Here is a 25954-nt window from a genome sequence, read left to right as displayed (position 1 = left end):
ATGAAATCGATGAGCAAGAAGAGTACGTATATTTGATGCGTTCAGAGAGCTGGGGTAAGGTGTGAGCCCGGTACGATAAAATATACAGAATGGGCTTGCGAGAGGTATGCTGAACATTGCAGTAGGCAACCCGGGTTCCGCCGTTAAAAGGATAGAGTATCGGAATTTTCCTGTACTTGAACAAGTGGGATTTATCAATCCAATTGAGGTGGTACCACGGTATTTATATTACATATATCGTCCTCTACATGCATATTTGCGTGTAGGGGACTTTTTTATTTTCTAAAGGAGGTGTGCGAGTATGAAATGAAAGTGTATAATTGGTAAAAGTTTAAATATTCAGAAAAGGAGAAATTATAATGAAAGAAACACAGCAATGGACGTCGAAAATAGGCTTTGTACTCGCAGCAGCGGGAGCCGCAGTAGGTCTTGGGGCAATATGGAAGTTTCCATATGTTGCAGGTAATGGAGGGGGAGGCGCGTTCTTCCTTGTATTCTTACTATTAACTTTATTTATTGGTATGCCTCTTCTTGTAGCTGAATTTGTTATTGGCCGTAGTACTCAAAAAGAGGCAGTTACAGCTTATAAAGTATTAGTACCAAATAGCAAGCTATATCCTTGGATTGGTCGTATGGGGGTTGTTACTTGTTTTAGCGTACTATCTTTTTATAGTGTTGTAGGTGGATGGATTTTACTTTATTTATACTATAGTGTCACAGGTAGTTTCTGGAACGGAGTAGTCGATTATGGGCAATTGTTTGCTGAAACAATTGCAAATCCAGTAAGTGCGATTGGGGCGCAATTCATTTTTATGCTTTGTACCATTTTTGTTGTTAGTAAAGGTGTGGAAAAAGGCATAGAAAAGGCAAGTAAGTACATGATGCCGCTATTATTCATTTTATTTATTGCTATCATTATTCGTGCGTTAACACTTGATGGTGCTATGGCTGGGGTAGAGTTCTTCTTAAAACCAGATTTTTCAAAGCTTACAGCAGATACGATTTTATATGCGATGGGACAATCTTTCTTCTCACTAACGGTAGGTGCCTCGGTAATGGTAACGTATAGTTCGTATTTAAAGAAAGAAGAGCATTTAGCTAAATCAGCAACATCTATTGTAAGTTTAACTGTATTTGTTACAGTACTTGCAGGATTAGCGATTTTTCCGGCGATTTTCGCATTAGGAGTTAAACCGACAGAAGGACCAGGGCTACTGTTTATCGTTCTTCCTGCTGTCTTTGCGAAAATTCCATTTGGACAATTTTTCTTCATTATGTTTTTAGTTTTATTCTTCTTTGCGACTTTAACATCTGCGATTTCAATGCTTGAAATTGTAGTAGCATCTGTTGCGAAAGATAATGAGAAGAAGCGTCCGTCAGCTTCGTTATTAATTGGTATTCTTATTTTTGCAGTTGGAATTCCATCAGCGTTATCGTTTGGAATTATGAGTGATGTAAAAATATTTGGTAAGACATTCTTTGATTTCGTCGATTTTTCGGTAAGTAATGTATTACTGCCACTCGGAGTGCTAGCCATTTCGCTATTCGTACCAAATAAAATGAGTAAAGAGTTATTAATGAAAGAATTAGAAGTTACGGAAACGAAAGGGAAAACATTATTTAACATTTGGTTCTTCTTACTTCGTTATGTTATTCCGGTAACTGTAATTATCGTATTTTTAAATGCGATAGGCGTATTTAAAATGTTTGCATAATAAAAAGACGGAGATGTGGATTCTCCGTCTTTTTATTGTGTTGTAGAAGTATTTAATAAGCGATTATATGCTTTATAAGCTGTGACAACTGCGATAAATGATCCAATTAAAAATAACGCTGAGCCGCCGAATGTAAATAGCCGGCCAATGTATGTTTCTCTAGCTTCTTCTATTTCTTCTTGTAATTGTGTATTCATATTTATCACCCCGCAAAATATAGGCATTTAGTTGTAGTTTATGTAAAACGCCTAAAAAGTGTGAAGTAGTAAAAAAAACTCGGTATGCACCGAGTTTTTTATAATCCGATATAAGGAGACGGATCAACTGCGTTTGTCTTACCAACATTCCATTCCCCAAGGTGAAGTTCGAAGTGTAAATGTTGTCCGTATGATTGGCCAGTGTTCCCCATAAAGCCAAGTTGAGTGCCTTGTTTTACAGTTTGTCCATTAGATACAGAACGGCTACTCATATGTGCATATACAGTTGTATATGTTTTTCCGTTTATACGGTGAGATAAGTATACAACATTTCCGTAACTAGATGATAATTCTGAACGGATAACGACGCCATCTGCAGCGGCAATAATTGGCACTGTTCCTGAAGCTGCGATATCGATTCCTTTATGGTTATCTAAAGAACGTGTACCAAATCCTGAAGTTTTCGATCCAGCGGCAGGTTTAATAAATCCACCTTTGTTCGTATCTTGCGGTGTTGGTGCGGATTGTGTGCTTTCTTTAGCGTTTGCGGCGGCTTGTTTTTTTGCTTCCTCAGCCTTACGTGCCTCTTCAGCTTTACGCGCTTCTTCTGCACGTTTTTCTTCTTCAATTGCTTTTTGAACAGCTTGACGCTGGTTTTCTAAAATGCCTTTTGATTCTTCTAACCCTTCAATCTCTGAATCTACTTTTGCTACTTTCGTATGTAGATCGTTAATAAAAGTTTGTTGCTGTTGCTGATTACTTTGTAACTCTTGTTGTTTTTGTACTAATTTTTGCTCGGATTCTTTCAATTGTTGCTCTTTTTTCTCAACAGCTTCTTTTTCTGTCGTCACAGCATTTTGATCGCTTGTTTGTTTTTTCACAATATCTGTATCGTTATTTAAAATTAAACTTACAGAATACATATTATCAACAAGATCGGCAATATTTGCAGAACTTGTTATTACTTCTGTAATGATACTCGTACGAGGCTTTTCTTGCATAGATTGTAGTCGTTGTTTAATAACTTCCTGCCGTGTATCTATGTTCGTTTGTAATTGCTCTATATGTTTCTTTTTTTCAGTAATAACTTGCTGTGTGTTGCTAATTTCTTTTTTTGTATCGTTTAATTCAGCTTCGTTTTTATTAATAGAAGTAGTTAATTCGTCGATTTTCTTTTGTAATTCCTGGATTTCTTTTTCTATTTGTTCTTTCTCAGCTGATTTATTTTGTAAGTCATTTTGTTTGCCTTCTAATTCGGATTGAATATTAGATAATTTATTCTCATTCGTTTCAGCGTATACGGGTGAAAGTAACGGGGAAACGAAAATCGTTCCAGCTGCTAAAACACTAAATGCTGCAAATTTCTTTTTCATGGTTGTCTTGCTCCTTTCCCTATGAATGTTATATATCATAAGAAGAAGAGTGTCTATCGTTGTAATCATAATGTAAAGAAAATTTTATAATTTTGCTAAGTTTTGTCGGAATTTAGTATCTTTTCGTAGTGTTTGTCATAAATTTAAAATTCTTGAATGTATAGAAAAAGATATCAATTTCTATATTTTTAAAAAAAACATGGGAAATGATGGAGTTTTCCATAATGAAACAGTATTTTAAAAACCTATCAATCACTAGTAAGGAATCGATTTCATGTGAGGTTTTCTGACATGAAGTTTGTTTTTGTCAAGAAAATTATTTGCATTCGTACAAACTTATTTTGTTGTCAGATTTTAAATTTTGATTTATGATTTTTAACAGGGACAAAATGTAGTGAATTGTCGAATAATATGTAATACTCTTAATTTCATGTTTTATAGAAATAGAATGAGAGATAGAGTGACACATCGAAGAGGGGGTTACAACAAATATGAAAAGAATAGGACTTGCATGGCAAATTTTAATAGGACTTGCGCTTGGTATTGCAGTTGGGGCGATTTTCTTTGACAATCCGGCAGTGGTCGATTATTTAAAACCAATTGGTGATATTTTCATTCGATTAATTAAGATGATCGTTGTACCAATTGTTGTAGCAAGTATCGTTGTTGGTGTTGCTGGTGTTGGCGATGTTAAGAAGTTAGGCCGACTAGGCGGAAAAACAATTCTTTACTTTGAAATTATTACAACACTTGCAATTGTTGTTGGTCTATTAATAGCGAACATTTTCCAACCTGGAAAAGGCGTTGATATGGATAAATTAACAAAGACTGATATTTCTAAATATGCAGAAACAACAGCTCAAGTACAAAGTCATTCGTTTGCGGATACGTTTGTAAATATTGTTCCAACGAACATTATGAAATCATTAGCTGAAGGTGATATGCTTGCTATTATCTTCTTCTCAGTATTATTTGGTTTAGGTGTAGCAGCAATTGGTGAGCGTGGTAAACCAGTGCTACAATTTTTCCAAGGTGTAGCAGATGCAATGTTTTATGTAACGAACCAAGTTATGAAGTTTGCACCATTTGGTGTATTCGCATTAATTGGTGTTACAGTTTCTACATTCGGATTAGCTTCATTAATTCCATTAGGGAAATTACTCATTGTAGTATACGGAGCAATGATCTTCTTCGTTGTAGTTGTATTAGGACTTACAGCGAAAATATTTGGAATAAACATTTTCCAATTCTTTAAGATTTTAAAAGACGAGCTGATCTTAGCGTATTCTACGGCAAGTTCAGAAACGGTTTTACCGAAAATTATGGAGAAAATGGAGAAATTCGGTTGTCCGAAAGCAATTACATCTTTCGTTATTCCAACAGGTTATTCATTTAACTTAGATGGATCAACTTTATATCAAGCAATTGCGGCAATTTTCTTAGCGCAAATGTACGGTATTGAATTATCCATTACACAACAAATTACGTTATTACTTGTATTAATGGTTACATCAAAAGGTATCGCGGGTGTACCGGGCGTATCATTCGTTGTATTATTAGCAACACTTGGTACAGTAGGTATTCCAGCTGAAGGTTTAGCGTTTATTGCAGGTATTGACCGTATTCTTGATATGGCTCGTACAGCAGTTAACGTTGTAGGTAACTCTTTAGCGGCTGTAGTTATGTCTAAGTGGGAAGGTCAATATGACGCTGAAAAAGGACAAGCCTATTTAAAAGAGATATCTGAAAAGGGTCAAGCAGCTTAATTATAATATGAACAAGCTCTCACATAATATGTGGGGGCTTTTCTATATATAGAAGAGGAGCGGACGTAATGAAACGTAAATATGGTGACGGTTCTTCGTGGAAGCGACTAATAGAGAAGGATTATATGGTTAAGCAAGTAGAGGATGGAATGTTAGGAATACTGGACATAAAAAAAGTGAGAGAACCTAGTTATAAAGAATACAATGGTAAACAGCGTTGCATTGCAGGTGATGGGTATACATGGATGCAATATTTTATAAACGGGGAAAACTTTGCAATTACAGCTATGTTAGACAATCAAAAACAATTACTGCAATATTATATCGACGTGACGAAAGAATATAAAATAGACGAGCGTGGTTTACCTTATTTTGATGATTTATATTTAGATGTAGTATTGTTACCGAACGGTGAGATCTATGTACTGGATGAAGACGAGTTAGAGGATGCCTATAAAATTGGTGATGTTACAAAAGAAGAATATGAGTTAGCATGGAATACAACAAAATGGATTATCGCGAAGATAAAAAATAGAAAATTTTATTGGATCTCAATATTGGATAAAGAAATCGAAAAGTTAAAATGATTGGTTTATTCATATTTTTGCATAATTACCAAAAAAATCTATACAAAAAATAATTGACTTTTGTTTTGTAAGCGAGTAAAGTTAGGAAAGAAATTATTATTAAAAAATAAATATGAAACCTTCTTATAAAGAGAGGCGGAGGGACTGGCCCTACGATGCCTCGGCAGCGGACTCGATTTCAGAGTGCTGTGCCAAATCCAGCAAGCGTGTGCTTGAAAAATGAGAAGAGTGTTTCTTATAGATGTATAAGACCTCTTCTCGTCGGAAGAGGTCTTTTGTTGTTAATTAGAAAAGGTTGAAAACTAGGGAGAGATGATACTTTGAAAGAAACGAGAGGAAATGGTTTAGCTTTATTACCACTTGGAATATTTTTGGCGCTATTTATTGGTTCTGGGATTATTACAGGTGATTTCTATAAATTGCCGATACTCGTAGCGATTATGATTGCTGTAGGAATTGCTTTAGTGATGAATCGTAAGGAAAGCTTTAATGTGAAAGTAGAACGATTTGCTAAAGGTGCAGGAAACCCTGATATTATGATCATGGTTCTGATTTTTGTACTTGCAGGGGCGTTTTCTGAAACAGCAAAAGGAATGGGCGGAGTTGATTCCACTGTTAACTTAGCGTTATCTATTTTACCCCAAGGATTTATCGTTGCTGGAATTTTTGTTATAGGGGCATTTATTTCATTAGCGATGGGAACTTCAATGGGAACAATTGCTGCATTAGCACCGATTGCTGTAGGTATTAGTGGGCAAACTGATATCTCAATTGCGCTTACGATGGCTACTGTTGTGGGTGGAGCGATGTTTGGTGATAATTTATCATTTATTTCTGATACGACAATTGCTGCTGTTCGTTCGCAAGGAACAGAAATGAAAGATAAGTTTAAAACGAATTTTTTAATTGTATTGCCAGCTGCAGTCATTACAATTGTACTATTAGTAATGATTACTTTAGGTAATGATACAGAAATTAAAGCTCATACATTTGATTGGGTGAAGATTTTACCATATGCAGGTGTACTTGTTACAGCGCTACTTGGCTGGAATGTACTTATTGTATTAACCGGTGGAACTGTACTATCTGGTGTTATCGGTCTTATAGATGGAAGTTATACGTTAGAGAGTTTCTTTAAAAGTGTAACGACTGGAATGGGCGGTATGATGGAGTTAGTGTTACTTGCCATTTTAATTGGTGGTATGGTCGAACTGATTCAATATAATGGTGGCATTCAATATTTAATGAATCTTTTAACGCGTAACATTCGTTCAAAAAAAGGAGCAGAGTTCGGTATTGCTGGCTTAGTGAGTATGACGAATATGTGTACAGCGAATAATACGATTTCTATTATCTTTACAGGTCCGCTTGCGAAAAACATTGCAGATCAATATGAAATTGACCCTCGTAAATCAGCGAGTGTATTAGATCTTTTCTCATGCTGTGTGCAAGGATTAATTCCGTATGGTGCGCAAATGTTAACGGCAGCAGGATTTGCGGCGTTATCTCCAATTGAATTGTTACCATATGCGTTTTATCCAATCTTAGTTGGAGTATGTGGAATCATTTCTATATTAATTGGTTTCCCGAGGTTTTCTAAAGTAGCGGGAAAGAAAGAGTATCACAAAACAGCATAATTTAAAATGAAGTTTATGAATAGTAACGAAAGCCGTACAGAGAATGTTCTCTGTACGGCTTTTTATGTGCGATAAAAGAGTGAATCATCCTATCCTACCGCATATTTTTGCAAAAGGCTGAATTTAACTCGGTCTTAAGTCTGAGTCGAAAACAGTTCTTAAGCTCGTTATGAAAAAATGAAAAAATAGTTAAGATAAGAGTATCAAATCGAAGGGAGGCAAGCACAAGATGAAACAATTTCTAGCGTTTATCGCAGCCGGTATTTTGGCTTTAATTGCTCTTGGTAGTCTTGCTGGTATTGTAGGATTCGCCATTGGAGCAGGAGTTGTGTACTGGAGCTATAAATCATTTGTGCGAGCTAAATCATTCTTTGGAAAGTTAGCTTGGGGTATTGTTGGTTTAATCGGTTTGTCCATTGCACTTTCTCATTCCCCAGCATTAATCGGTATCGCAGCATTAGTAGTTTTATACTACGGATACCGTGAGTGGAAAAAAGGAAAAAATGTAGTTGTTGATTCTGCTCCAGAAAGTGCTAAACCATATAGCAACTTTGAAGATGAGTGGAACAAGTTAATGAAAAACTAATATAAAATAAATCAAATCAAATTATAAAGTAGAAGAGAGGAAGATTATAATGAAACAATCTTTATTCGGACGTGTACGCGATGCAATTTTAGCTGATTTTCATAATGTGTTAGATGAGAAAGAAAGAAAAAATCCAATTGCTATGTTAAACCAATATTTACGCGATAGTGAGCGTGAAATAACAAAAATTGAGAAGTTAATTCAGCGTCATAAAACATTAAAATCTAACTTCGCTCGTGAGCTTGAGCAAGCACGTTATTTCGTTAATAAAAGATCAAAGCAAGCTATCATCGCACAAGAAGCAGGCGAATTGCAATTGCATGAACGTGCATTAGAAGAAGTAGCGTATTATGAAGGGCAAGTAACTCGCTTAGAAGAAATGTATGCTGGTGTTGTAGAGCAAATTGATGAGTTAGAGCGTCGTCTTTCAGAAATGAAAAATAAATTAAAAGAAATGAACGCAAAGCGTATGGAATTAATGGCACGTGAAAATATGGCGCATGCAAACCGCCGTATGAATACTGCTATGCATAAAATGGATGAAAATAATCCGTTCTTACGATTCGAAGAAATTGAAGATCACATTCGTGACATAGAGCTTCGTATAAATGAAGAGCATGAGCGTGATACATTTGATATGAAAATTGCAAAACTAGAGAGTGAAATGAAAGAGAAAAATGAAGTATCGTTAACGAAAGAAGTAACAAAATAATTGTAGTATATAATAAAACAGGCTTATGATATAGTGATAGGAGAAAAGGTGTTGGAAAGCAATGCCTTTTCTTCTATGTATATGTGACAAGGAGGGGGGAGCTGAAATGAAGAAGCAATTTTCAAAAACACAATTTATGGGGATGCTCCTCATCATATTTGGATTCGGTCTTTTTCTTGATATGATACTTGGACATTTTGAACCAGGTGGTCTAATATTTGCATTTATTATGATTATGTTTGGAAGACATTATCGAAAGAAGAACCGTTATGTAAGAGGGAATGTATTTTTATTTGTCGGTGGTATTGTCTTCTTATTCTTCTTATTTTCATCAGCGGCATTCGTACTTGTTGTGTTTGCTTGTTTAGCTTTAATTGGTTATCAACTTATTCAACAAGGACATCGGCAAAAAGCAATGAAAGTTGAAATTAAAGAAAAAGGATATATAAATGAAGAAAAACAAATATATCGTACAGAACCGTATATAAAAAATATGTTTGTAGGTAATGTACGAATGATGGATCATATTTATGAAATAGAGGATATTAACGTCCAATATGGTGCTTGTGACGTCGAGATTGATTTAACAACTGCTATGATTCCAGAGGGAGAAACGGTTATTGTGATTCGGGGCGTCATTGGTAATATTCGCTTATATGTACCATATGATATTGAATTGTCTTTAAATCATTCTGTTATTGTTGGGCGAGTGCTCCTGCCAGGACACGAAGAAACTGGATTTAACCGTAATGTTACGTTTAGAACAGAACAGTATAAAGAAGCCCCTCGTCGTATTAAAATTATTTCTTCGCTTGTCGTAGGCGATACGGAAGTGAGGAAAGTATAATGAAAAAACAAAGGAATATTTCGTGGATGTATATTCGTTATTCTATGTTGTCCTCTGTGAGTATCGCACTTATTTGTACAATTGTATATGTATGGAAAAGCGAGCAACAAGTTTATGATTTACTCTGGAAAGAATCCATTGCTTCTGTTCCAATTGGCTTGTTTATTATGAGTACGAGTCTTCTTATCGGAGGAATTGTAGGATATGCAATCGGTTATTATATAGAACAGCGTATACAAGGATTAAATACTTTTCTATTTGAAGTAGAGCGAGGGAATTTTCCGAGTGATGTTTCATTTACTGCGGACGATGAATTTCATGAAGTGGAACGAAAAGTAATTGGTCTTGCTCGTCGCTTAGAGGAGCAAGCTGGGCTATTTCAAAAAGTAACGAATGAACGAGCCCATTGGAATGAAGAGATGAGACAAGAAGCGATTTCTCAAGAAAGGCATCGATTAGCGAGAGAGCTGCACGATTCTGTAAGTCAGCAGCTTTTTGCAATGTCGATGATGATGTCAGCCATTAATGAGCAAGCAGCTGAAATTCCAGACACGACGAAAAAACAGTTGCAGCTTGTTGAGAATATGGTTGTAAATGCACAATCAGAAATGAGAGCATTGCTCCTTCATTTACGCCCAGTGCAGTTAGAAGGTAAGAAACTAACAGAGGGTATAGAAGAATTATTAACAGAACTGTCTAGAAAGCAACATATGAAAATTGAATGGTTAATTGAACCGATTCAATTAAAAAAAGGTGTAGAGGATCATTTATTCCGTATTGTACAAGAGGCGCTGTCTAATACTTTACGGCATGCGAAGGCAAAGAAAACCGAAGTACGCCTTCGGAAAATTGATCAATATGCGATTTTGAAAATTATTGATGACGGTGTTGGGTTTAAAGTTGGTGTTAATAAGGCTGGTTCATACGGTTTAAGGTCAATGCAAGAGCGAGTTCATGAAATTGGTGGTACATTAAAAGTTCTTAGTTTTCCGAACAAAGGTACGCAAATAGAAGTGAAAGTACCTATTATGATTGAGAGAGGGGGAGAATCATGATAAAAGTATTACTAGTTGATGATCATGAAATGGTTCGAATGGGTGTATCAGCATATTTATCAACGCAGCCAGATATTGAAGTAGTTGGAGAAGCTGAAAATGGAAGAAAAGGTTCAGAGTTAGCTTTGCAATTAAGACCGGATATTATTTTAATGGACCTTGTTATGGATGAGATGGATGGGGTTGAAGCGACACGTGCTATTATTCAAGAATGGCCAGAAGCGAAAATTGTAGTTGTCACGAGCTTTTTAGATGATGAAAAGTTATATCCTGTTATTGAGGCGGGGGCGACAAGTTATTTATTAAAAACATCAAGAGCGAGTGATATTGCAGATGCTGTAAGAGCTACTTATGATGGGGAAACGGTATTAGAGCCGAAAGTTACTGGCAAAATGATGTCTCGTATGCGTCAGAAGAAAGAACAACCTTTGCATGAGGAGTTAACAGAAAGAGAGTCTGAAATTTTGTTATTAATTGCAGAGGGGAAAAGTAATCAAGAGATTGCAGATGAGTTGTTTATTGCCCTTAAAACAGTAAAGACACATGTGAGTAATATATTAAATAAGCTAAATGTAAGTGACCGGACACAGGCGGTTATTTATGCGTTTAGACACCAATTGACGAAATAAGAAGGAAGCTTTGACTATATATGGTCAAAGCTTTTTATTGACGGTTATTTATGTAAGCGTTATCATTAAGTTGTTAACAGTACATACAAAGGGGAGAGAGTGTATGTTAGTTCAAACGATATTTGGAATGGATGAAACGAAAAAATTAGGTAACTATGTGAATGCGTTGCAAGCACTTTGTGAACAATATGATATTGAAACAGATCGTATTGCAATTATTGAGGCGACAGAAGAATATTATTTATTTCTAGTGAAGCAAGAAGATTGCTATGATGTTGTAAAAGTAGAAACAGTGGATACGAATATTGATTACTATACGAAGGCTTATAAAGTAAGTAGCTTTAATCATACTTCTTATCAAATGTAAAAAACTCCCGAAACGGGAGTTTTTTTATGATACTTTCGATTCAGGTGAATGATCCGTTAATGGTACTGCTTTGGCGCCACTTAATTTTGCGATAGCAAAACCGATAATAGCCCCAACTAATGCTGGTACTAACCAGCCAATTCCTTCATTATATAATGGAATAAACTCGAAATAAGATGTGATAGATGAAACAGGAATATTCCCTTGTTTTAATCCATCAAATACGCTCACAATTGCAGATCCAATTAACGCACCTACATAAACAGAACGATATCCACCGAAATATTTATGAAGTAATGATAGTAATACGAGTACAATCGCAATTGGATATACAACAAGTAAAATAGGAACAGAGATTGCGATAATTTTTGTTAAACCTAAGTTGGCAACTAATAATCCTAATGTGCAAATGACACTTGCTAACGTTGTGTATGAAAATTTCGTTAATAATGTTGAGAAGTATTGACTGCATGCAGATACAAGTCCAATACATGTTGTTAAGCAAGCGAGTGTAACGATAAGAGATAATAGAATTAGACCATATGGACCGAGTAATTGTTGTACGATAACGGTAAGTAGCTGTCCGCCGTTTGTTGCGTATCCGAGAGAGACACTAGTTGTACCGAGCCAGCCAAGTGCACCATATACAAGTACGAGACCAGTAGCGGCAATAAGTCCTGCTTTTGCTGTTGCGATGGCAATTGATTTGCGGTCATTCACACCTTTTGAGCGAATTGCATTTACAACGATAATTCCAAATGCAAGCGCTGAAATGGTATCCATCGTTAAGTATCCTTCCATAAAACCTTTGAAAACTGGAGAAGTTTGATACTCTTGCATTGCTGGTCCTGATTGCCCAAGTGGTGAAAATACACTCTTAAAGAATAATAAGAAAATAGAGAGTAATAAAATAGGTGTTAATACGCTTCCGATACGATCGACGAGTTTAGAAGGATTTAAACTAAGCCAAAATACGATAGCAAAGAAGATGACTGTGTATAAAAATAGCGTTAGGCTGCTAGAGCGAATAGTTTCTGGTAAGAAAGAACTAATTCCCATTTCATAAGCGACATTAGCAACACGTGGGATGCCCATAGATGGACCGATTGCAATGTATACAACTACCGTAAAGAATATTCTGAATAATGGGTGAACATGACTTGCAAGTTGTTGCATTCCATTTCCTGATAGAGAAATAGCGATAACAGTAAGTAGTGGTAAGCCGACTCCTGTTAGTAAAAAACCAATCATTGCTGGCCAAAAGTTTTCACCAGCATTTTGTCCAAGCATTGGAGGGAAAATTAAATTTCCTGCTCCAAAAAATAAAGAAAACAGCATAAGACCTGTGAAAAAAACATGTTTTTTTGATACAGTGTTCATTGTTTTTTTTCTCCTTTTTTGTAAATTCATTGTAAGAACACAAAAAACTCGTCCCTTAAGAAAGGGACGAGTTATATTTACCCGCGATACCACCCTAATTTATACATGTAGAAATATATCTATATGTATACGGCTTTACAACGTACAACATGATACGTGTTCCTTGTAACGGGGGACGACCGGTAAGAACTTACTTTAGCATTCGGTTCTACTTCTCGGAGATGATTTTCGGTTACGAACTGAGCGTTGGCTTTCAGCAAAATACCAACTCTCTGGGGAACAGCTCTATAACATACTCGTTCTCGTCAATGAATTTTTATTCAAGTATTCTGACAACATTTTTACATGTTTTTTTTAGAAAGTCAACATATTTTTTGGGAAATACACTTTCCTGTAGAAATATAGCTGAGAATATAAGGGTTAATACTATTTGTAAAAATGCTGTAAAACATTATAGAGAATTGTAAAGTTTATGGAGAAAATCGATATTTATAGGAGTAAGGAAGGAATTGTTTGAATTTGCAGAGAATAATACAACAATCCACTTGCTGGAAAGAACAAACCAAAAGAGGTGACTGAAATGCTTGCGATGGGAGTATTATTTGGCATTATTGCTATAATTGGTTTTATGTGGTTATATTATTCGCGTTCGTTTAAACAAGCAGAAGTTTTACTCTTTCAAAAAGGTAGTTTGTTGACAAATCAGTCTAGATATTTAGTATGTCCGAAGTGTGGAAGTGCACAGGCCAGGAGTGGAGGATATCAAGAGTGTTGCAAAATTAGATTATGAAAGAAGGAAGCCTCACATTATTTTGTGAGGCTTCCTTCCTTACAATTTTTTCGCGCTCCAAATTGTCCAACGATCTCTTTCGATGATAGGAGAGACGTTTTGTAATGCCGTTTGGATATGATGTAGAAGTTGAGAAAGTTCATTATCTGTTAGTTCATATAGAATGGATCGGCCTGTTCGAGGAGATAAATCTTGTAGCAAAGCCTCTACAGAATCATGTACTTTTCGTACTTCCCATTGTGTTTGAATGGGGAGCGCTTGAAGAGGATATGTTTGTAATAATTGCTGTATAGTAGTGGTTTTTGGTCTTCTTTGCGCTTCTGTTTCAATGAGTTTTGGAAAGACCGAGAAAAAATATCCACGAAGGTGTTCAGGACTTCCTGGGATTATACAATCTTCAATGGTCCGGTCTTGTAAAATAAGTAGACCGTCTTTTTTTAATATACGAGAAGCCTCTCGTATAAATGTGGGAATATCATGCAAATGATGAATGACTGCACGAGAAATGACAAGGTCGAATGTTTCATTAGGGAATGAGATATTATGTGCATCACCGTGAATGAATGAAATGTTTGGGAAGGCATTACAATTTTCTTTTGCAGCTTGTAATATTTCTTTTGAAAAATCAAGCCCAACAACACTTTTGGCTCCCATAAGAGCAAGTTCTTTCGTGTAAATGCCGCCACCACAACCTATATCAATTACTTGTTTATTTTGCACATCTACAATATTGTTTATTGTTTCCTGCCATGAAATATGTGCGTTACGATTTGCATACGTATACTTATTATTTGCATCATGAAAATTAATGGACATTGTAAAATCCTCCCTTCAGTTTATAGTATAGCTCATTCTATATAATGTAACGTTTTTGTTTTATGCATGAGGGTTATAAGAATTTCTTATTGGAAAAGGAGAATCGATTTGAAAGGGAAATATTTAATGTTTTTATGTGTTATTTTACTCGCGTCGTGTGGTCAATCCGAGCAAAAGAAAGAACCGGAACAAGTAGAGGAGACAGTGAATGAAATGAGAGAACCATTACAAGTAACTGTTATGCAAAAAGGTAAAGAAGAAAAAAATTTAAAGAAAATGGATGCGGAGTTGGTGGTGGATATTATAAACAAAGCGGAAAAACAAGAAGTAACGGGTAGTTTTGGTGAACCGGAATATGAAATACAAATTAGTAGTGATGGAAAAAAAGAAACATATTATGCATGGTTAAGAGGAGAAGATCGCCGAGGATGGATTCAATATAAGAAAGATATGTATATGCTTAACGAAAAAGATACGGAAAAGCTTTTGGCTATCTTTCCAAAGATTCCAGAACAAAAAGAAGATGAGATGCAGGTAGGTACTTTAACGGAAGTAACAAAGAAAGACATGCAGATTACTGCGTTTCATATTAAAGCTGGTGATCAAAAAATGAATTATACAGTACGTTATACGATTTCACAATCACTATATAATAAGTTAGCAAAGGAACAAGAATATTATTTGCAATTAATTTTCCCGGAAAAGGTCCAAAAATTAATTGGCGCAAAAGAGAGTGAAATAATTTCAGCTGAAAAAGTAAAGGAAGGGTATAAACAGTATGAGTTGAATGTTACTGTTCCGATAAAAGATGCTTCAGAATCACAATTAAAATCACTAGAAACCTATTATGATAATCACGATTTACAAATATTAAATAGTAAGAAAGAAAAAGTAGGAGCATTTCAAAACATTATTCAAATTGTTAAAGAGTATGGTGAAAAAATGAATTTACAAAGATAAAGTGAAATTTTAATCAGTGGGGGCATCCCCCGCTGATTATTAGCACGAATCCTACCAAAATTCTTTGCTCCAGCCGAATTTTGAGGTGGGATTCTTACTGCCCGTAAATAGCGGGCAGTAAGAATCATAAAGTCTATATGGCCTTTCCTAGGAAATGATAATAGAGGGGAAAGATCCCCTCTATTATTTTGCTTTTGCAGATGGCTCATTCATTGATTTTCGTGTAATTAGAAAGGAAATCATAAGAGCAGAAAGAATAATAAGGGCTATAAATAAGTGATTTGGCAACCAATCTAATAATAATACGTAGCTGACGGTATAAAAAATAAGAGTTGAAGCTAAAAACGATAGAGCGCCTATCATAAGAGATTGTAATTTCATTTGTATTTACCTCCTTTTATTTTTATTTTTGGCTAAAAATGGATGGAATAAACATTATTTCTAACAATAGAAAAAAATATGTCATAATAGAGAAAAAGAATAAGTTTTGATGAGTGTATATGGCTCAATAAAGCGAGATAAAGGAGAGGAATATGAAAAATAATAAAAAAGGATTATGGGGAGTTATCGTTGCAATAGGGTTATTTTTACTATCTAAGTTAAAATGGGTATTTGCAATTTTTAAGTTAGCAAAATTTTCAACAGTATTTAGTATGTTTTTATCGCTTGGTGCATACGCAGTCATATATGGTTGGAAGTTTGGGGTAGCACTCGTATATTTATTGTTTGTACATGAGATGGGGCATTTATGGGCAGCGAGAAAGAAAGGGATACCAACATCGCCAGCAATCTTCATACCATTTATGGGAGCTCTTATTGGGATGAAAGAGATGCCGAAAAATGCAAAAGATGAAGCTTACATTGCATATATGGGACCTCTTTTCGGGTTGCTTTCATTTTTACCCGCGATCCCACTGTATATAATCACGAAAGAGCCGTTTTGGGCGCTTATTATTTTACTTGGAAGTATGATTAATTTCTTTAACTTAATTCCAGTTTCTCCATTAGATGGTGGACGAATAATTTCAGTTGTAAGCACGAAAATTTGGGGAGCAGGGCTAGTTTTACTACTCGGCTATTCTATTTACTTCAAAAGTATTTTAGGAGGATTTATTTTTATTATCGGCTGTATGGAACTATATAGAGTAATAAAGAGAGATGAGCCGATTAAGGAATTAGGATATAAAATCGATGGAATGAAAGAATATGCTGCTAGGCTTGAAGAGGAATTAAAAGAAACTGGTGCGGTGCATCGAACGATTTATATGATTCACCATGAAATGAACGTATTAAGACAAAGAGAACGTGAAAAAGAATTAAAAACAGGAGAACTTCAAAAGATTGAAGTGCTAGAGTACCTTTTACCAAAATTTGAGCCACTTGATTATGTCCCATATGAAGATGAAAAAGAAATGCATACAATTCATATAAGAGAAGCATTTGAAATGTCAGAAAGAAAATTAAATGAATGGGAAACAGAAAAGGAACAACAAGAAAATTATTATAAAGTCGATACGAAAACGAAATGGACAGTATTTGCTTGTTATATCGGATTAATGGCTATACTCGGTTATACAGCTTATGAAGGTTATGTTGTTTTACAAGAGCATTTACCAAGGAGAAGTTTGTAGAAAAATAGTGTCGAAATGAAAAGGAGGATTTAAACAGGAATTACATTTCTACGAGAGAATGTTACAAGTGTAACAGTACATTGTAATATTCATAGTAGAAAAGGGGTTCTGTATATGAAGAAATTGTTAAGTGTATTGGTAACTATTACTGTGATGGCAATAGCGAGCTATAGTCTTATGAAAGTACTATTATATTATGCGAATAAGTCTGCTGGAGTAAATACAGTAGCACAAATAGAAGAGGTGCAAGAGAAGAAGAAGACACTCGATTTTGTTCGTACGACACATGAAAGTTATAATAATTTCTTGAATTATGGCAAGGCAGAGAGATATACAGATGGGGATTGGAAACATTTTAAACGATGGTTTCAAGAGCAAGAAGCCTCTTTAAAAAATATACATAAAGAAATAAAAAATGAAAAAATAAAACGCGATGTGAATAGAAGTTATGAAATTGTAAAAAAAGGTGTGGAGCTTCAGAATATTGAGTATGTAATCTATGCTCATCGCGTATATCATGACTTGGATATACTTGTGAATAAACATAAAGGTGAAACGAATATATGGGGGTATACAGAGTTTGGAGATGGGCAAAATATAAGAGTAATTGAACAAGCAATACAAACAAAGTAGTAGGCTAGCTAGAATTCTAGTTAGCTTTTTTTTTGAGCACAATTAATGGGGGCTAATAATTAGTAGCGGATGGGAGCACATCACTATTTAAAATTTATTTAATATGTGCATTGTTCATATATTTTTCACAAAAACACCATGTTAATAGTGATTAAAATCACAATATGTATTATACAATTCAGTTAAACTAAAAACAGTTAAGGAAATAGAGGAGTGGGATACAATGTTAAGTGCAAAAACAATTGAAATCGTAAAGTCAACAGTACCGTTATTACAAGAAAAAGGCGTTGAGATTACAACGAGATTTTATCAAATTTTATTTTCGGAACATCCGGAGTTATTGAATATTTTCAACCATACGAACCAGAAAAAAGGAAGACAACAACAAGCATTAGCAAATGCTGTTTATGCAGCTGCAATGTACATTGATAATTTAGAAGCTATTATTCCAGTTGTAAAACAAATCGGTCATAAGCATAGAAGTTTAGGTATTAAAGCAGAGCATTATCCAATAGTAGGTACATGCTTACTACGAGCGATTAAAGAGGTCGCAGGCGCGCCTGATGAAGTTTTAAATGCATGGGGAGAAGCGTATGGCGTCATTGCTGATGCATTCATTAGCATTGAAGCGGGTATGTATGAAGAAGCTGCACATAAAGAAGGTGGGTGGAAAGATTTCCGCAACTTTGTGATTGTTAAAAAAGTGAAGGAAAGCGACGTTATTACATCATTTTATTTAAAACCTGAAGATGGCGGGAAAGTTTCTTCATTCATCCCAGGACAATATGTAACGATTCAAATAAATATTAAAGGTGAGACATATACACATAATCGTCAATATAGCTTGTCTGATGCTCCAGGAAAAGAATATTATCGTATTAGTGTAAAGAAAGAAAAAGGTGTAGATACACCAGATGGTAAAGTATCTAATTACTTACATGATCATGTAGGGGAAGGGGATGTCTTACCAGTAAGTGCACCAGCGGGAGATTTCGTATTAAATATGGAGTCAACATTACCTGTTGTACTAATTAGTGGTGGAGTAGGTATTACACCGATGATGAGTATGTTAAATACGTTAATTGAACAAGAATCCAAGCGTAATGTATGCTTTGTTCATGCAGCGATAAATAGTAATACACATGCGATGAAAGAGCATGTTGAGACAGTAGAAAAAGAGTATGAACAAGTTAAAGCATATACTTGCTATTCTTCACCGACAGAGCAAGATGTGGAAATGAAGAATTTTGATCAAGAAGGATTCATTGAACGTGAATGGTTACAAACTATTATTCCAACAACTGAAGCAGAATTTTATTTCTGCGGTCCAGTACCATTTATGAAACATATAAATGCAGCATTAATTGATTTGGGTGTTAAACAAGAGAACATTCATTATGAATTTTTCGGTCCCGCAGCAAGCTTACAATAGGTTAACGTTGCCAAGCAAAAAACGAGGTATTATTTTACCTCGTTTTTTGCTTGTTCTCTAAGTAAGCGATTTACTGTTTCGCGGCGTACACCTATGAGCTGACCAATTTCAGTTTGTGTTAATATTTCATAAATAGGGATGTCACCTAAATAAAAGGTGAACCACTCTTGTAAACGATGAAGGCGCTCTTTAGGAGAGACAGTTGTCAATTGATCGATACGCTGTTGCATCATTCTTAACTTCGATTGTAATTGTATAGCGATATTTTCATATGATGCAGGATTTGCCTGAAGTTTGTCGTACCATTCATTGCTAATTATAGGCTCGACTTCTGTTTTCATTAAAGCGATAGCTGTACCGTGATATTCCTTCGGTGAAATTAAAGAATGGTGAGGTATCGTTTCACCAGGAACGATAATATTAAATAAAAATGGTGTTCCGTCTTCTTCTAACCGAATCACTTTTAATAAACCTGTTTTTATAAAATATAATGGACCGTCCTCACCTTGACGGAATAATACATCTCCCTTATGTAGAATCAATGTTAGCCCCCCATTAAAACATTTCTATTTCTTATATTTTAGCGTATATGTATAAAGACAATATGCTTTTTAAACAGCAATTTCATTGACGAAATGTATGCTATTACAGTAGTATACTATTTAGTGTGTAATAGTACTAGCAATGAATACGCTGTAGGGGGTTTAGTATATTGTTAGATGCGATGAAGATGACGGATATGAGAATTCCGGCGAATGCTATCATTCATGTAGAAGAGATGAAAGGTGGAGTCGTTTTATCCGTTGAAATAGACGGCCAAATTATTTATACGATGGCTTATGATGAAGAAACAGATAGTTATGCTGAATTATATGATCGAAACGATAAGAGGGCGTGCCAAGTACATGAAGACTTTATGGGATGGTCACTTCTTCACTAAAAAGATGTCAATATGACATCTTTTTTTATTGAATCGATAGATTATACAAAGAAATGAAATATAAGGATAAAATTTGTAATAAATGATTTTGCATTGTTAGCGCTTTGTAACTGTAAGATAACTGTTTTTTCGCTATCATAAAGATAACAGTCATAGCTATAGGAGTGGTCAACTTGAAGAAATTACATATTTCAAATTTTATGCTATTAAGTGTTTGTTTAGTTTTATTTGTTCTCCTAGGAGCCTTTTTATATTCATGTGTATAAGAAAAAACGCATTCTAGAAAGAACGCGTTATAAAAATGAAGTAATGATTAATCTAGTTCCAAGAATAATTAATGTGATACGTAATAAATTAATTATTGCATTACCGCTTAATTTTGTGTTAATATAAGCCCCGATTTTTCCGCCAATCCATGCACCAGGAATAAGAATTAATGCATAAGCCCAGCTGACATTTCCTAGAGAGATGTGAGTTAAAGAACTTACAATTGCTGAGAGAAATACGATAAACATTGAAGTTGCTACAGCAATGTGTGCTGGGAACGCAAAAAGGAGCATCATCGCTGGCACAAGTAAGGCACCACCACCGATTCCAAATAATCCGGATATAAATCCAACTATAAAGGCAATAAAGATAGCGAGAAATGGTGGGAATTGATAGTCTACAGTATTTCCTTCGTTATCTGTAAAAGATCGCTTAATTACAGTCATATTTGATAGGGAAAGAGGTTTCAATTTGTCTCGTAGTATAAGAAGAATGGAGACGAATATAAGAAAAATCCCAAAGTATAAAGAAAATGTATCTTGGTTTAAAAATTTGTTTGCCCATGATCCGATAATACCACCAGGGCCACTCCCGATAAATAAAATAAGTCCACTTTTATAATCTACCCGTTTATGTTTCATATAAGTAAGGGTAGAAGCCAGCCCTGTAAAAACGACTGTTACCATAGAAGTTCCTACTGCGAGTTGTGGTGATAAACTGTGTAATCCAATTAATAACGGAACGATAATAATTCCGCCCCCAAGTCCGACTAGGCTCCCGACTGTCCCGGCGATTAATCCGATGAAAAGTAACATGATGTATTCCAAAATTGCCAACTCCTCTATATAACTTATCCATCAATCATTATACACGCTTTTTAATAAGAAATAGGCTTGTTCACAAAAAAGTCGTCTTCCTAGAAAAATAAGGAAGACGACTTTTGATTAAAAGATTAAGTGTAATAAGTAGTAAAATAATGCAGCTAAAGAAGCTGAAATAGGAAGTGTAATAACCCATGTAATTAACATGCGTTTTGCAGTTCCCCATTTTACACCTTTCACGCGATGTGAAGCACCAACTCCTAAAATAGAAGAAGAGATAACGTGCGTCGTACTAACCGGTAAGTGAATAAATGTTGCGCCGAAAATAACAAGTGATGATGATAAATCGGCAGCTACACCATTTACAGGACGAATTTTCATAATTTGTCCACCGACAGTTTTAATAATTTTCCAACCACCGACAGAAGTACCAAGACCCATTGCGATTGCACAAGATAATTGTACCCAGAAAGGGATATCGCCAGAAGTATGATAGTTATTGGCCATAAGAGCCATCGTAATGATTCCCATTGCTTTTTGTGCATCATTCGTACCGTGCGTATAAGCTTGCAATGCAGCGGTGAAAATCTGGAATATACGGAAGTTCTTGTTCGTTTTCGTTAAGTTAAAGTTTTTAAATACCACTTTAAAAATACTATATACGATGTAACCAATAACAAAAGCGATGATCGGTGAAATGATTAAAGCTTCAAGAATTTTTATAAACCCTTTATAGTTTAATGAGCTAATACCAGCAGCAGCAATTGCTGCACCAGCGATTGCGCCAATGATTGCATGCGAAGAACTACTTGGAATGCCATAGTACCAAGTGATCAAATTCCAGACTATTGCCGCAAGCAAAGCAGCTAAAATTACAAGAGAACCATTTTGCAAAGCAAACGGGTCAACAATATCTTTTGTAATCGTTTTTGCTACACCTGTAAATGTCATCGCACCTAAAAAGTTCATAATAGCTGCCATAACAATTGCATGTCTAGGCTTTAGAGCTTTCGTTGAAACAGCCGTTGCAATAGCGTTTGCTGTATCGTGAAATCCATTGATAAAGTCAAAAGCTAAAGCGCAAATGACTACTAAAACGGTCAGTATCAAGAGTGTATCCATGATCAAACTCCTTACGCGTTCTTCATAATGATTGTTTCTAATACGTTTGCAACGCTTTGACAGCTATCAGCTACTTCTTCAAGCTCTTCGTAAATCTCTTTAAATTGAATAATCTTAATCGGATCTTTCTCACGAGAGAATAAGTGCTTAATCGCATGACGGCGAATATCATCACATTGTGACTCGTAATCCTTAATCTTGATCGCATTTGTACGAATATCGACTAATTTCTTTTTAGAAAGTAGTTCAACAGAATTTGCAATCTCAATCGCACATTGATTAATTGCTTCAACGAATTTAATCATGTATTCATCAGCTTCTGTAATAGAATACATTTCGAATAGACCAGCACTGTGATCTAATCCGTCTAATACATCATCCATACTCATTGCAAGTTGTAGGATGTCTTCACGTTCAATAGGAGTAATAAACGCTTTGTTTAGCTCCATAATGATTTCGTGAATGAATGAGTCACCTTTTGACTCATACTCTTTCATGCGCATAGAAAACTCTTTTAAATCGCTAGCATTTTTAATTTTATACTCCACGAAAAACTGCGCGCCTTCTTTTAAATTTTCGGAAACGTTCATAAGCATTTCAGAAAACTTATCTTTTTTTGATTTAAAGACCATTATTGTTACCCCCACAAAAGTAATATATGTAAAATATATTGGCTAATCAATTCTAACAAAAAACTGTCGTTTTTTAAAACATTTTATCGAAAAGTTTACAAAAACTTAACAAAACTCTCATTGTTGTATTAATAATATTAATACTCAACAATGAATATCTTACTTGTAGAATGTCCTTTTCTTGCAAAAAGTATGAATGTGAAAGAAAAGCTTTACACTATAGGAACGACTACGTTATTATAATAAATTTAAAAGGAGGTATATTCTTCCTTTTAAAAAAAAGAGTGTAAACAAATGAAGGAAGTGAACCAATGAAATTGAAGAACACTCACTTTAAAAAAACGCTTGAGTGGTTCAATAAGAGGAAGAAACTACGCAATTCATTAATTGTATTGGGAAGTTTACTTGCTACTCTATTTATTGTTGTAAATATAATAATTTCCATTCAAGATATATCTGAATTAAAACAAGCTGTTCCACAACCGACTTTAATTTATGATGCAAATAATGAAGTTGCGACTAAATTAGCTTCTTCTAAAACAGAAGGGGTCAAAAGGAAAGATATTCCTGATATTATGGTTCAAGCAATTGTTGCAGTAGAAGATAAGGAATTTTTTAGTCATCATGGTATTTACTATAGTGGAATTATAAGTGCTGTATTTAAGAACATTACAGCCGGTGAAGTTGTGGCAGGTGGTAGTACAATTACACAACAACTTGCGAAAAATGTATTTTTAACGCAAGACCGTACATTCTCGCGTAAAATAAAGGAATATTTTCTAACGAAAAAAATAGAACGTACTTATACGAAAGATGAAATTGTTGAAATGTATATGAATCAAATTTATTTTGGTGAAGGTGCTTGGGGGATAAAAAGAGCAGCTAAATCTTATTTTGATAAAGAAGTAAAAGACTTAACGATTTCAGAAGCTGCAACGATTGCAGGATTAATTAAAGCGCCATCTGCGTATTCGCCGTATAAAAACTTTAATAAATCAATTGAAAGACGTAATGTCGTATTAGGTTTAATGAAGGAGCAAGGATATATTTCTGAAGAACAATATAATCAGGAGAAAGAATCAGGTCTTGTATTACGACGTGGTGTTGACGATAAATATAAGGGAAAATATTCTCAATACGTAGATTATATTGTTAGAGAAGCGATGGACAAGTATGAATTAACACAAAATGAAATTTTAGCAGGTGGCTATCGTATTTATACGGAACTTGACTCGAAAAAACAACAAGCGGTTGAAGATGTTGTGAATAATGATAGTTATTTTAAAGATAGTGGCTCAGATCAGCTTATGCAAACTGGAGTGGTCCTTATGAATCCAAAAACTGGCGGTGTTCCGGCTTTAGTTGGAGGCAGAGGTCCTTATCAATTTTTACAGTTTAATCATGCAACACAATTAAAAAGACAGCCAGGTTCAACGTTAAAGCCTCTTGCAGTGTATGTACCAGCGTTAGAACAAGGATATGAAGTATACGATGTCTTAAAAGATGAACCGTTTAATATTAAAGAATATGCACCACAAAATAGTGATCATACGTTCCATGGTAATGTGACGATGTATGAAGCGGTGGCAAAGTCATATAATGTTTCAGCAGTTTGGCTATTAGAGAAAATTGGATTAGATAAAGGATTGAAATCTTTAGAGCGGTTTGGTATTCCATTAGAGCCTGAAGACCATACGTATCCGATTGCTTTAGGAGGTATGCATGTAGGGACTTCACCATTTGTAATGGCTCAAGCGTATAGCGCACTTGCAAATGATGGTGTCCAAGTAGAAGCTCATGCCATTAGAGAAATCCAAAATGCGGAAGGGAAAATAATTGGAAAATGGTATAAGAAAGAAACTCGTGTGACGAACGAGAAAGTTGCCCAAAAGATGACATACTTATTAAAAGGTGTTATTGAAAGGGGAACAGGTGAAAAAGCGAAAGTTAATAATATCGATACCGCAGGCAAGACAGGGACTACCCAGCTTGTAAATGGACCAAGCACTGGTGCGAAGGATTCGTGGTTTGTTGGATACACACCGGATTTAGTAGGTGCGATTTGGGTAGGGTATGATAAAACGGATAGTGAGCATTATGTGCCAGGAGGCAGCCAAATTACAACGACAATGTTCCGGGATATTATGAAGAAAGCGAATGGAAATCCAACTCAAAAGGCATTTCAGTTATCACTAATACCTGAGGCGGATTATACAAAACAATTAAAAACGATTGAGGAAGAAAAACGAAGGAAAGAAGAAGAGAAAAAACGAAAAGAAGAGGAACAACAAAGAAAAGAACAGCAAAGTGAATGGATAGATAAAGTGAAAGAGTGGATTCCATTTTGGTAAAAAAAGAGGCGAATAACGAGTTCGCCTCTTTTTTATGAGAAATGAGCGGTTTTATCTCGGTTCAAAATGTGGCAACAGAAAAGAAGTTAGGTGAGAATCGAGCTGCCTATAAAAATTTGATGGGTTTAACTTAATAATCCGTGGAGATGGGAAAAGCGCCACGGATTAAAGCTTCAGTTTATTTATTTATTTAGCGTAACATTGGTCCTACCGAAGGATTGAGAATCATACGTGACGGTTATTATTCCTTTACTAATGGGTTCATATGGCAATTCCTCTTCGAAATTTCCAGTATTTTCATTATGGATAGAGAGTGTTATTTCATCAACGTCTTTATTTTTATATTGATCTTTAATCGTTTCAGCGATTTGAAGTAGGTTTTCATAACTAGAAGCTTCTGTAATAAGCATTCCTTTTATAACTTTTTTTTCATTTTGTGTGGAAGAGGAATACGGGATATTGTTTTGTTTTGTATACAGAAGTTCGTATGGAATTGTTTTTCTTTCTGCTTTTGAAACATTTGAATAGTTTAGAGTTAAAAGAAACCCTATACATAAAATTATGCATACCATAAGAACAAACCAAAAACGTGTCAGTGATATAATTCGCATTGTCATCCCTCTTTCATGTCTTTGTCTTCACTATTCATCATACAAAAAGAGGATTAAGCTAGAGTAAATTTGAAGTAAAGAAACGTAAAGAAGGAGC

At 35.1% G+C, this 25954-nt stretch carries 27 protein-coding genes, 1 riboswitch and 2 other annotated features; of the genes, 17 read left to right on the top strand and 10 right to left on the bottom strand.

All coding sequences use genetic code 11. From position 1 onward, the window contains the following. Nucleotides 1-248, top strand: a binding site (T-box leader). 111 nt (nt 249-359) lie between these two features. Beyond that, nucleotides 360-1715, top strand: coding sequence for a sodium-dependent transporter (locus tag MHH66_RS19240; protein ID WP_002186320.1), 1356 nt, complete (start codon nt 360-362; stop codon nt 1713-1715). Nucleotides 1716-1747: 32 nt separating this feature from the next. Here MHH66_RS19240 and MHH66_RS19235 read toward each other — a convergent pair whose 3' ends face one another. Both MHH66_RS19235 and MHH66_RS19230 read right to left on the bottom strand, forming a co-directional pair. Beyond that, nucleotides 1748-1912 (bottom strand): hypothetical protein, encoded by a 165-nt coding sequence (locus MHH66_RS19235; protein WP_003188170.1) that lies wholly within the window; start codon nt 1910-1912, stop codon nt 1748-1750. Between the two features lie 98 nt (nt 1913-2010). Next, nucleotides 2011-3285, bottom strand: a complete 1275-nt coding sequence (locus MHH66_RS19230) for a murein hydrolase activator EnvC family protein (protein ID WP_078184175.1) — start codon at nt 3283-3285, stop codon at nt 2011-2013. Between the two features lie 491 nt (nt 3286-3776). Here MHH66_RS19230 and gltP point away from each other — a divergent pair, with 491 nt between their 5' ends. The 9 genes from gltP (at nt 3777) to MHH66_RS19185 (ending at nt 11471) form a co-directional block, all read left to right on the top strand. Continuing rightward, entirely contained in the window at nt 3777-5051 is a 1275-nt protein-coding gene (gltP, locus tag MHH66_RS19225) for a glutamate/aspartate:proton symporter GltP (RefSeq protein ID WP_078184176.1), read from the top strand. Nucleotides 5052-5119: 68 nt separating this feature from the next. Then, nucleotides 5120-5638: a DUF402 domain-containing protein gene (locus tag MHH66_RS19220; RefSeq protein WP_078184177.1), complete on the top strand. Its 519-nt coding sequence runs from the start codon at nt 5120-5122 to the stop codon at nt 5636-5638. Nucleotides 5639-5758: 120 nt separating this feature from the next. Then, nucleotides 5759-5864: riboswitch (SAM riboswitch) on the top strand. A 94-nt stretch (nt 5865-5958) separates the two neighbouring features. After that, nucleotides 5959-7275 (top strand): Na+/H+ antiporter NhaC family protein, encoded by a 1317-nt coding sequence (locus MHH66_RS19215; RefSeq protein ID WP_002168806.1) that lies wholly within the window; start codon nt 5959-5961, stop codon nt 7273-7275. A gap of 229 nt (nt 7276-7504) precedes the next feature. Then, on the top strand, nt 7505-7861 hold the full coding sequence (locus tag MHH66_RS19210) for a lmo0954 family membrane protein (protein WP_002011676.1): 357 nt from the start codon (nt 7505-7507) through the stop codon (nt 7859-7861). A gap of 49 nt (nt 7862-7910) precedes the next feature. Then, nucleotides 7911-8573: a PspA/IM30 family protein gene (locus MHH66_RS19205; RefSeq protein WP_002011675.1), complete on the top strand. Its 663-nt coding sequence runs from the start codon at nt 7911-7913 to the stop codon at nt 8571-8573. A gap of 106 nt (nt 8574-8679) precedes the next feature. Next, nucleotides 8680-9420 carry a cell wall-active antibiotics response protein LiaF gene (gene liaF / locus MHH66_RS19200; protein ID WP_002126337.1) on the top strand — a complete coding sequence of 247 codons (741 nt, stop codon included), beginning with the start codon at nt 8680-8682 and terminating at the stop codon, nt 9418-9420. Beyond that, entirely contained in the window at nt 9420-10475 is a 1056-nt protein-coding gene (locus MHH66_RS19195; RefSeq protein WP_002011673.1) for a sensor histidine kinase, read from the top strand. The genes liaF and MHH66_RS19195 overlap by 1 nt, the downstream gene beginning before the upstream one ends. After that, the gene (locus tag MHH66_RS19190) at nt 10472-11104 is read left to right on the top strand and encodes a response regulator (protein ID WP_000598709.1); all 633 of its coding nucleotides are present in this window, start codon (nt 10472-10474) and stop codon (nt 11102-11104) included. The genes MHH66_RS19195 and MHH66_RS19190 overlap by 4 nt, the downstream gene beginning before the upstream one ends. Before the next feature lie 10 nt (nt 11105-11114). Next, the gene (locus MHH66_RS19185) at nt 11115-11471 is read left to right on the top strand and encodes a DUF3992 domain-containing protein (protein ID WP_078184178.1); all 357 of its coding nucleotides are present in this window, start codon (nt 11115-11117) and stop codon (nt 11469-11471) included. 24 nt (nt 11472-11495) lie between these two features. On the opposite strand, the gene brnQ3 is transcribed toward MHH66_RS19185, so the two are convergent. Further along, a complete protein-coding gene (gene brnQ3, locus MHH66_RS19180) occupies nt 11496-12851 on the bottom strand; it encodes a branched-chain amino acid transport system II carrier protein BrnQ3 (RefSeq protein WP_078184179.1) in 1356 nt (451 codons plus the stop codon). A gap of 59 nt (nt 12852-12910) precedes the next feature. Next, nucleotides 12911-13169: a binding site (T-box leader), on the bottom strand. 262 nt (nt 13170-13431) lie between these two features. Here brnQ3 and MHH66_RS19175 point away from each other — a divergent pair. Then, nucleotides 13432-13641: a hypothetical protein gene (locus tag MHH66_RS19175; protein ID WP_000880630.1), complete on the top strand. Its 210-nt coding sequence runs from the start codon at nt 13432-13434 to the stop codon at nt 13639-13641. A gap of 39 nt (nt 13642-13680) precedes the next feature. Here MHH66_RS19175 and MHH66_RS19170 read toward each other — a convergent pair whose 3' ends face one another. Then, nucleotides 13681-14457: a class I SAM-dependent methyltransferase gene (locus MHH66_RS19170; protein WP_002126342.1), complete on the bottom strand. Its 777-nt coding sequence runs from the start codon at nt 14455-14457 to the stop codon at nt 13681-13683. A 108-nt stretch (nt 14458-14565) separates the two neighbouring features. Here MHH66_RS19170 and MHH66_RS19165 point away from each other — a divergent pair, with 108 nt between their 5' ends. Then, complete coding sequence (locus tag MHH66_RS19165) at nt 14566-15417, top strand: hypothetical protein (protein WP_002126344.1); 852 nt, start codon at nt 14566-14568, stop codon at nt 15415-15417. 183 nt (nt 15418-15600) lie between these two features. Here MHH66_RS19165 and MHH66_RS19160 read toward each other — a convergent pair whose 3' ends face one another. Further along, nucleotides 15601-15798, bottom strand: a complete 198-nt coding sequence (locus MHH66_RS19160) for a hypothetical protein (RefSeq protein ID WP_000776287.1) — start codon at nt 15796-15798, stop codon at nt 15601-15603. A 152-nt stretch (nt 15799-15950) separates the two neighbouring features. On the opposite strand from MHH66_RS19160, the gene MHH66_RS19155 reads away from it, so the two are divergent. From MHH66_RS19155 to hmpA, 3 genes are all read left to right on the top strand, one after another. Beyond that, entirely contained in the window at nt 15951-17048 is a 1098-nt protein-coding gene (locus tag MHH66_RS19155; RefSeq protein WP_002126346.1) for a site-2 protease family protein, read from the top strand. Between the two features lie 114 nt (nt 17049-17162). After that, a complete protein-coding gene (locus MHH66_RS19150; RefSeq protein ID WP_002126348.1) occupies nt 17163-17681 on the top strand; it encodes a hypothetical protein in 519 nt (172 codons plus the stop codon). Nucleotides 17682-17904: 223 nt separating this feature from the next. Beyond that, nucleotides 17905-19113 (top strand): NO-inducible flavohemoprotein, encoded by a 1209-nt coding sequence (hmpA, locus tag MHH66_RS19145; protein ID WP_002126349.1) that lies wholly within the window; start codon nt 17905-17907, stop codon nt 19111-19113. Nucleotides 19114-19142: 29 nt separating this feature from the next. On the opposite strand, the gene MHH66_RS19140 is transcribed toward hmpA, so the two are convergent. After that, nucleotides 19143-19655: a Crp/Fnr family transcriptional regulator gene (locus MHH66_RS19140; protein ID WP_002086692.1), complete on the bottom strand. Its 513-nt coding sequence runs from the start codon at nt 19653-19655 to the stop codon at nt 19143-19145. 170 nt (nt 19656-19825) lie between these two features. Between MHH66_RS19140 and MHH66_RS19135 the strand changes: the two genes are divergently transcribed. After that, complete coding sequence (locus MHH66_RS19135; RefSeq protein WP_000883004.1) at nt 19826-20053, top strand: hypothetical protein; 228 nt, start codon at nt 19826-19828, stop codon at nt 20051-20053. 293 nt (nt 20054-20346) lie between these two features. Here the strand turns inward: MHH66_RS19135 and MHH66_RS19130 are convergent, their stop codons facing one another. From MHH66_RS19130 to MHH66_RS19120, 3 genes are all read right to left on the bottom strand, one after another. Then, nucleotides 20347-21147 carry a sulfite exporter TauE/SafE family protein gene (locus MHH66_RS19130; protein ID WP_002126353.1) on the bottom strand — a complete coding sequence of 267 codons (801 nt, stop codon included), beginning with the start codon at nt 21145-21147 and terminating at the stop codon, nt 20347-20349. 117 nt (nt 21148-21264) lie between these two features. Next, a complete protein-coding gene (locus tag MHH66_RS19125) occupies nt 21265-22263 on the bottom strand; it encodes an inorganic phosphate transporter (protein WP_002126356.1) in 999 nt (332 codons plus the stop codon). 11 nt (nt 22264-22274) lie between these two features. Continuing rightward, the gene (locus tag MHH66_RS19120; protein ID WP_000231445.1) at nt 22275-22895 is read right to left on the bottom strand and encodes a DUF47 domain-containing protein; all 621 of its coding nucleotides are present in this window, start codon (nt 22893-22895) and stop codon (nt 22275-22277) included. 311 nt (nt 22896-23206) lie between these two features. Here MHH66_RS19120 and MHH66_RS19115 point away from each other — a divergent pair, with 311 nt between their 5' ends. After that, entirely contained in the window at nt 23207-25246 is a 2040-nt protein-coding gene (locus MHH66_RS19115; protein WP_078184180.1) for a transglycosylase domain-containing protein, read from the top strand. A gap of 182 nt (nt 25247-25428) precedes the next feature. Here the strand turns inward: MHH66_RS19115 and MHH66_RS19110 are convergent, their stop codons facing one another. Beyond that, nucleotides 25429-25857 carry a hypothetical protein gene (locus MHH66_RS19110; RefSeq protein WP_002168802.1) on the bottom strand — a complete coding sequence of 143 codons (429 nt, stop codon included), beginning with the start codon at nt 25855-25857 and terminating at the stop codon, nt 25429-25431. Between the last annotated feature and the right edge of the window lie 97 nt (nt 25858-25954).

This window comes from Bacillus sp. FSL H8-0492 (assembly GCF_038006145.1).
Taxonomy (GTDB): Bacteria; Bacillota; Bacilli; order Bacillales; family Bacillaceae_G; genus Bacillus_A; species Bacillus_A mycoides.
Note: the sequence above shows the minus strand (reverse complement) of the source record. Positions and strands in the feature narration are given on the sequence as shown.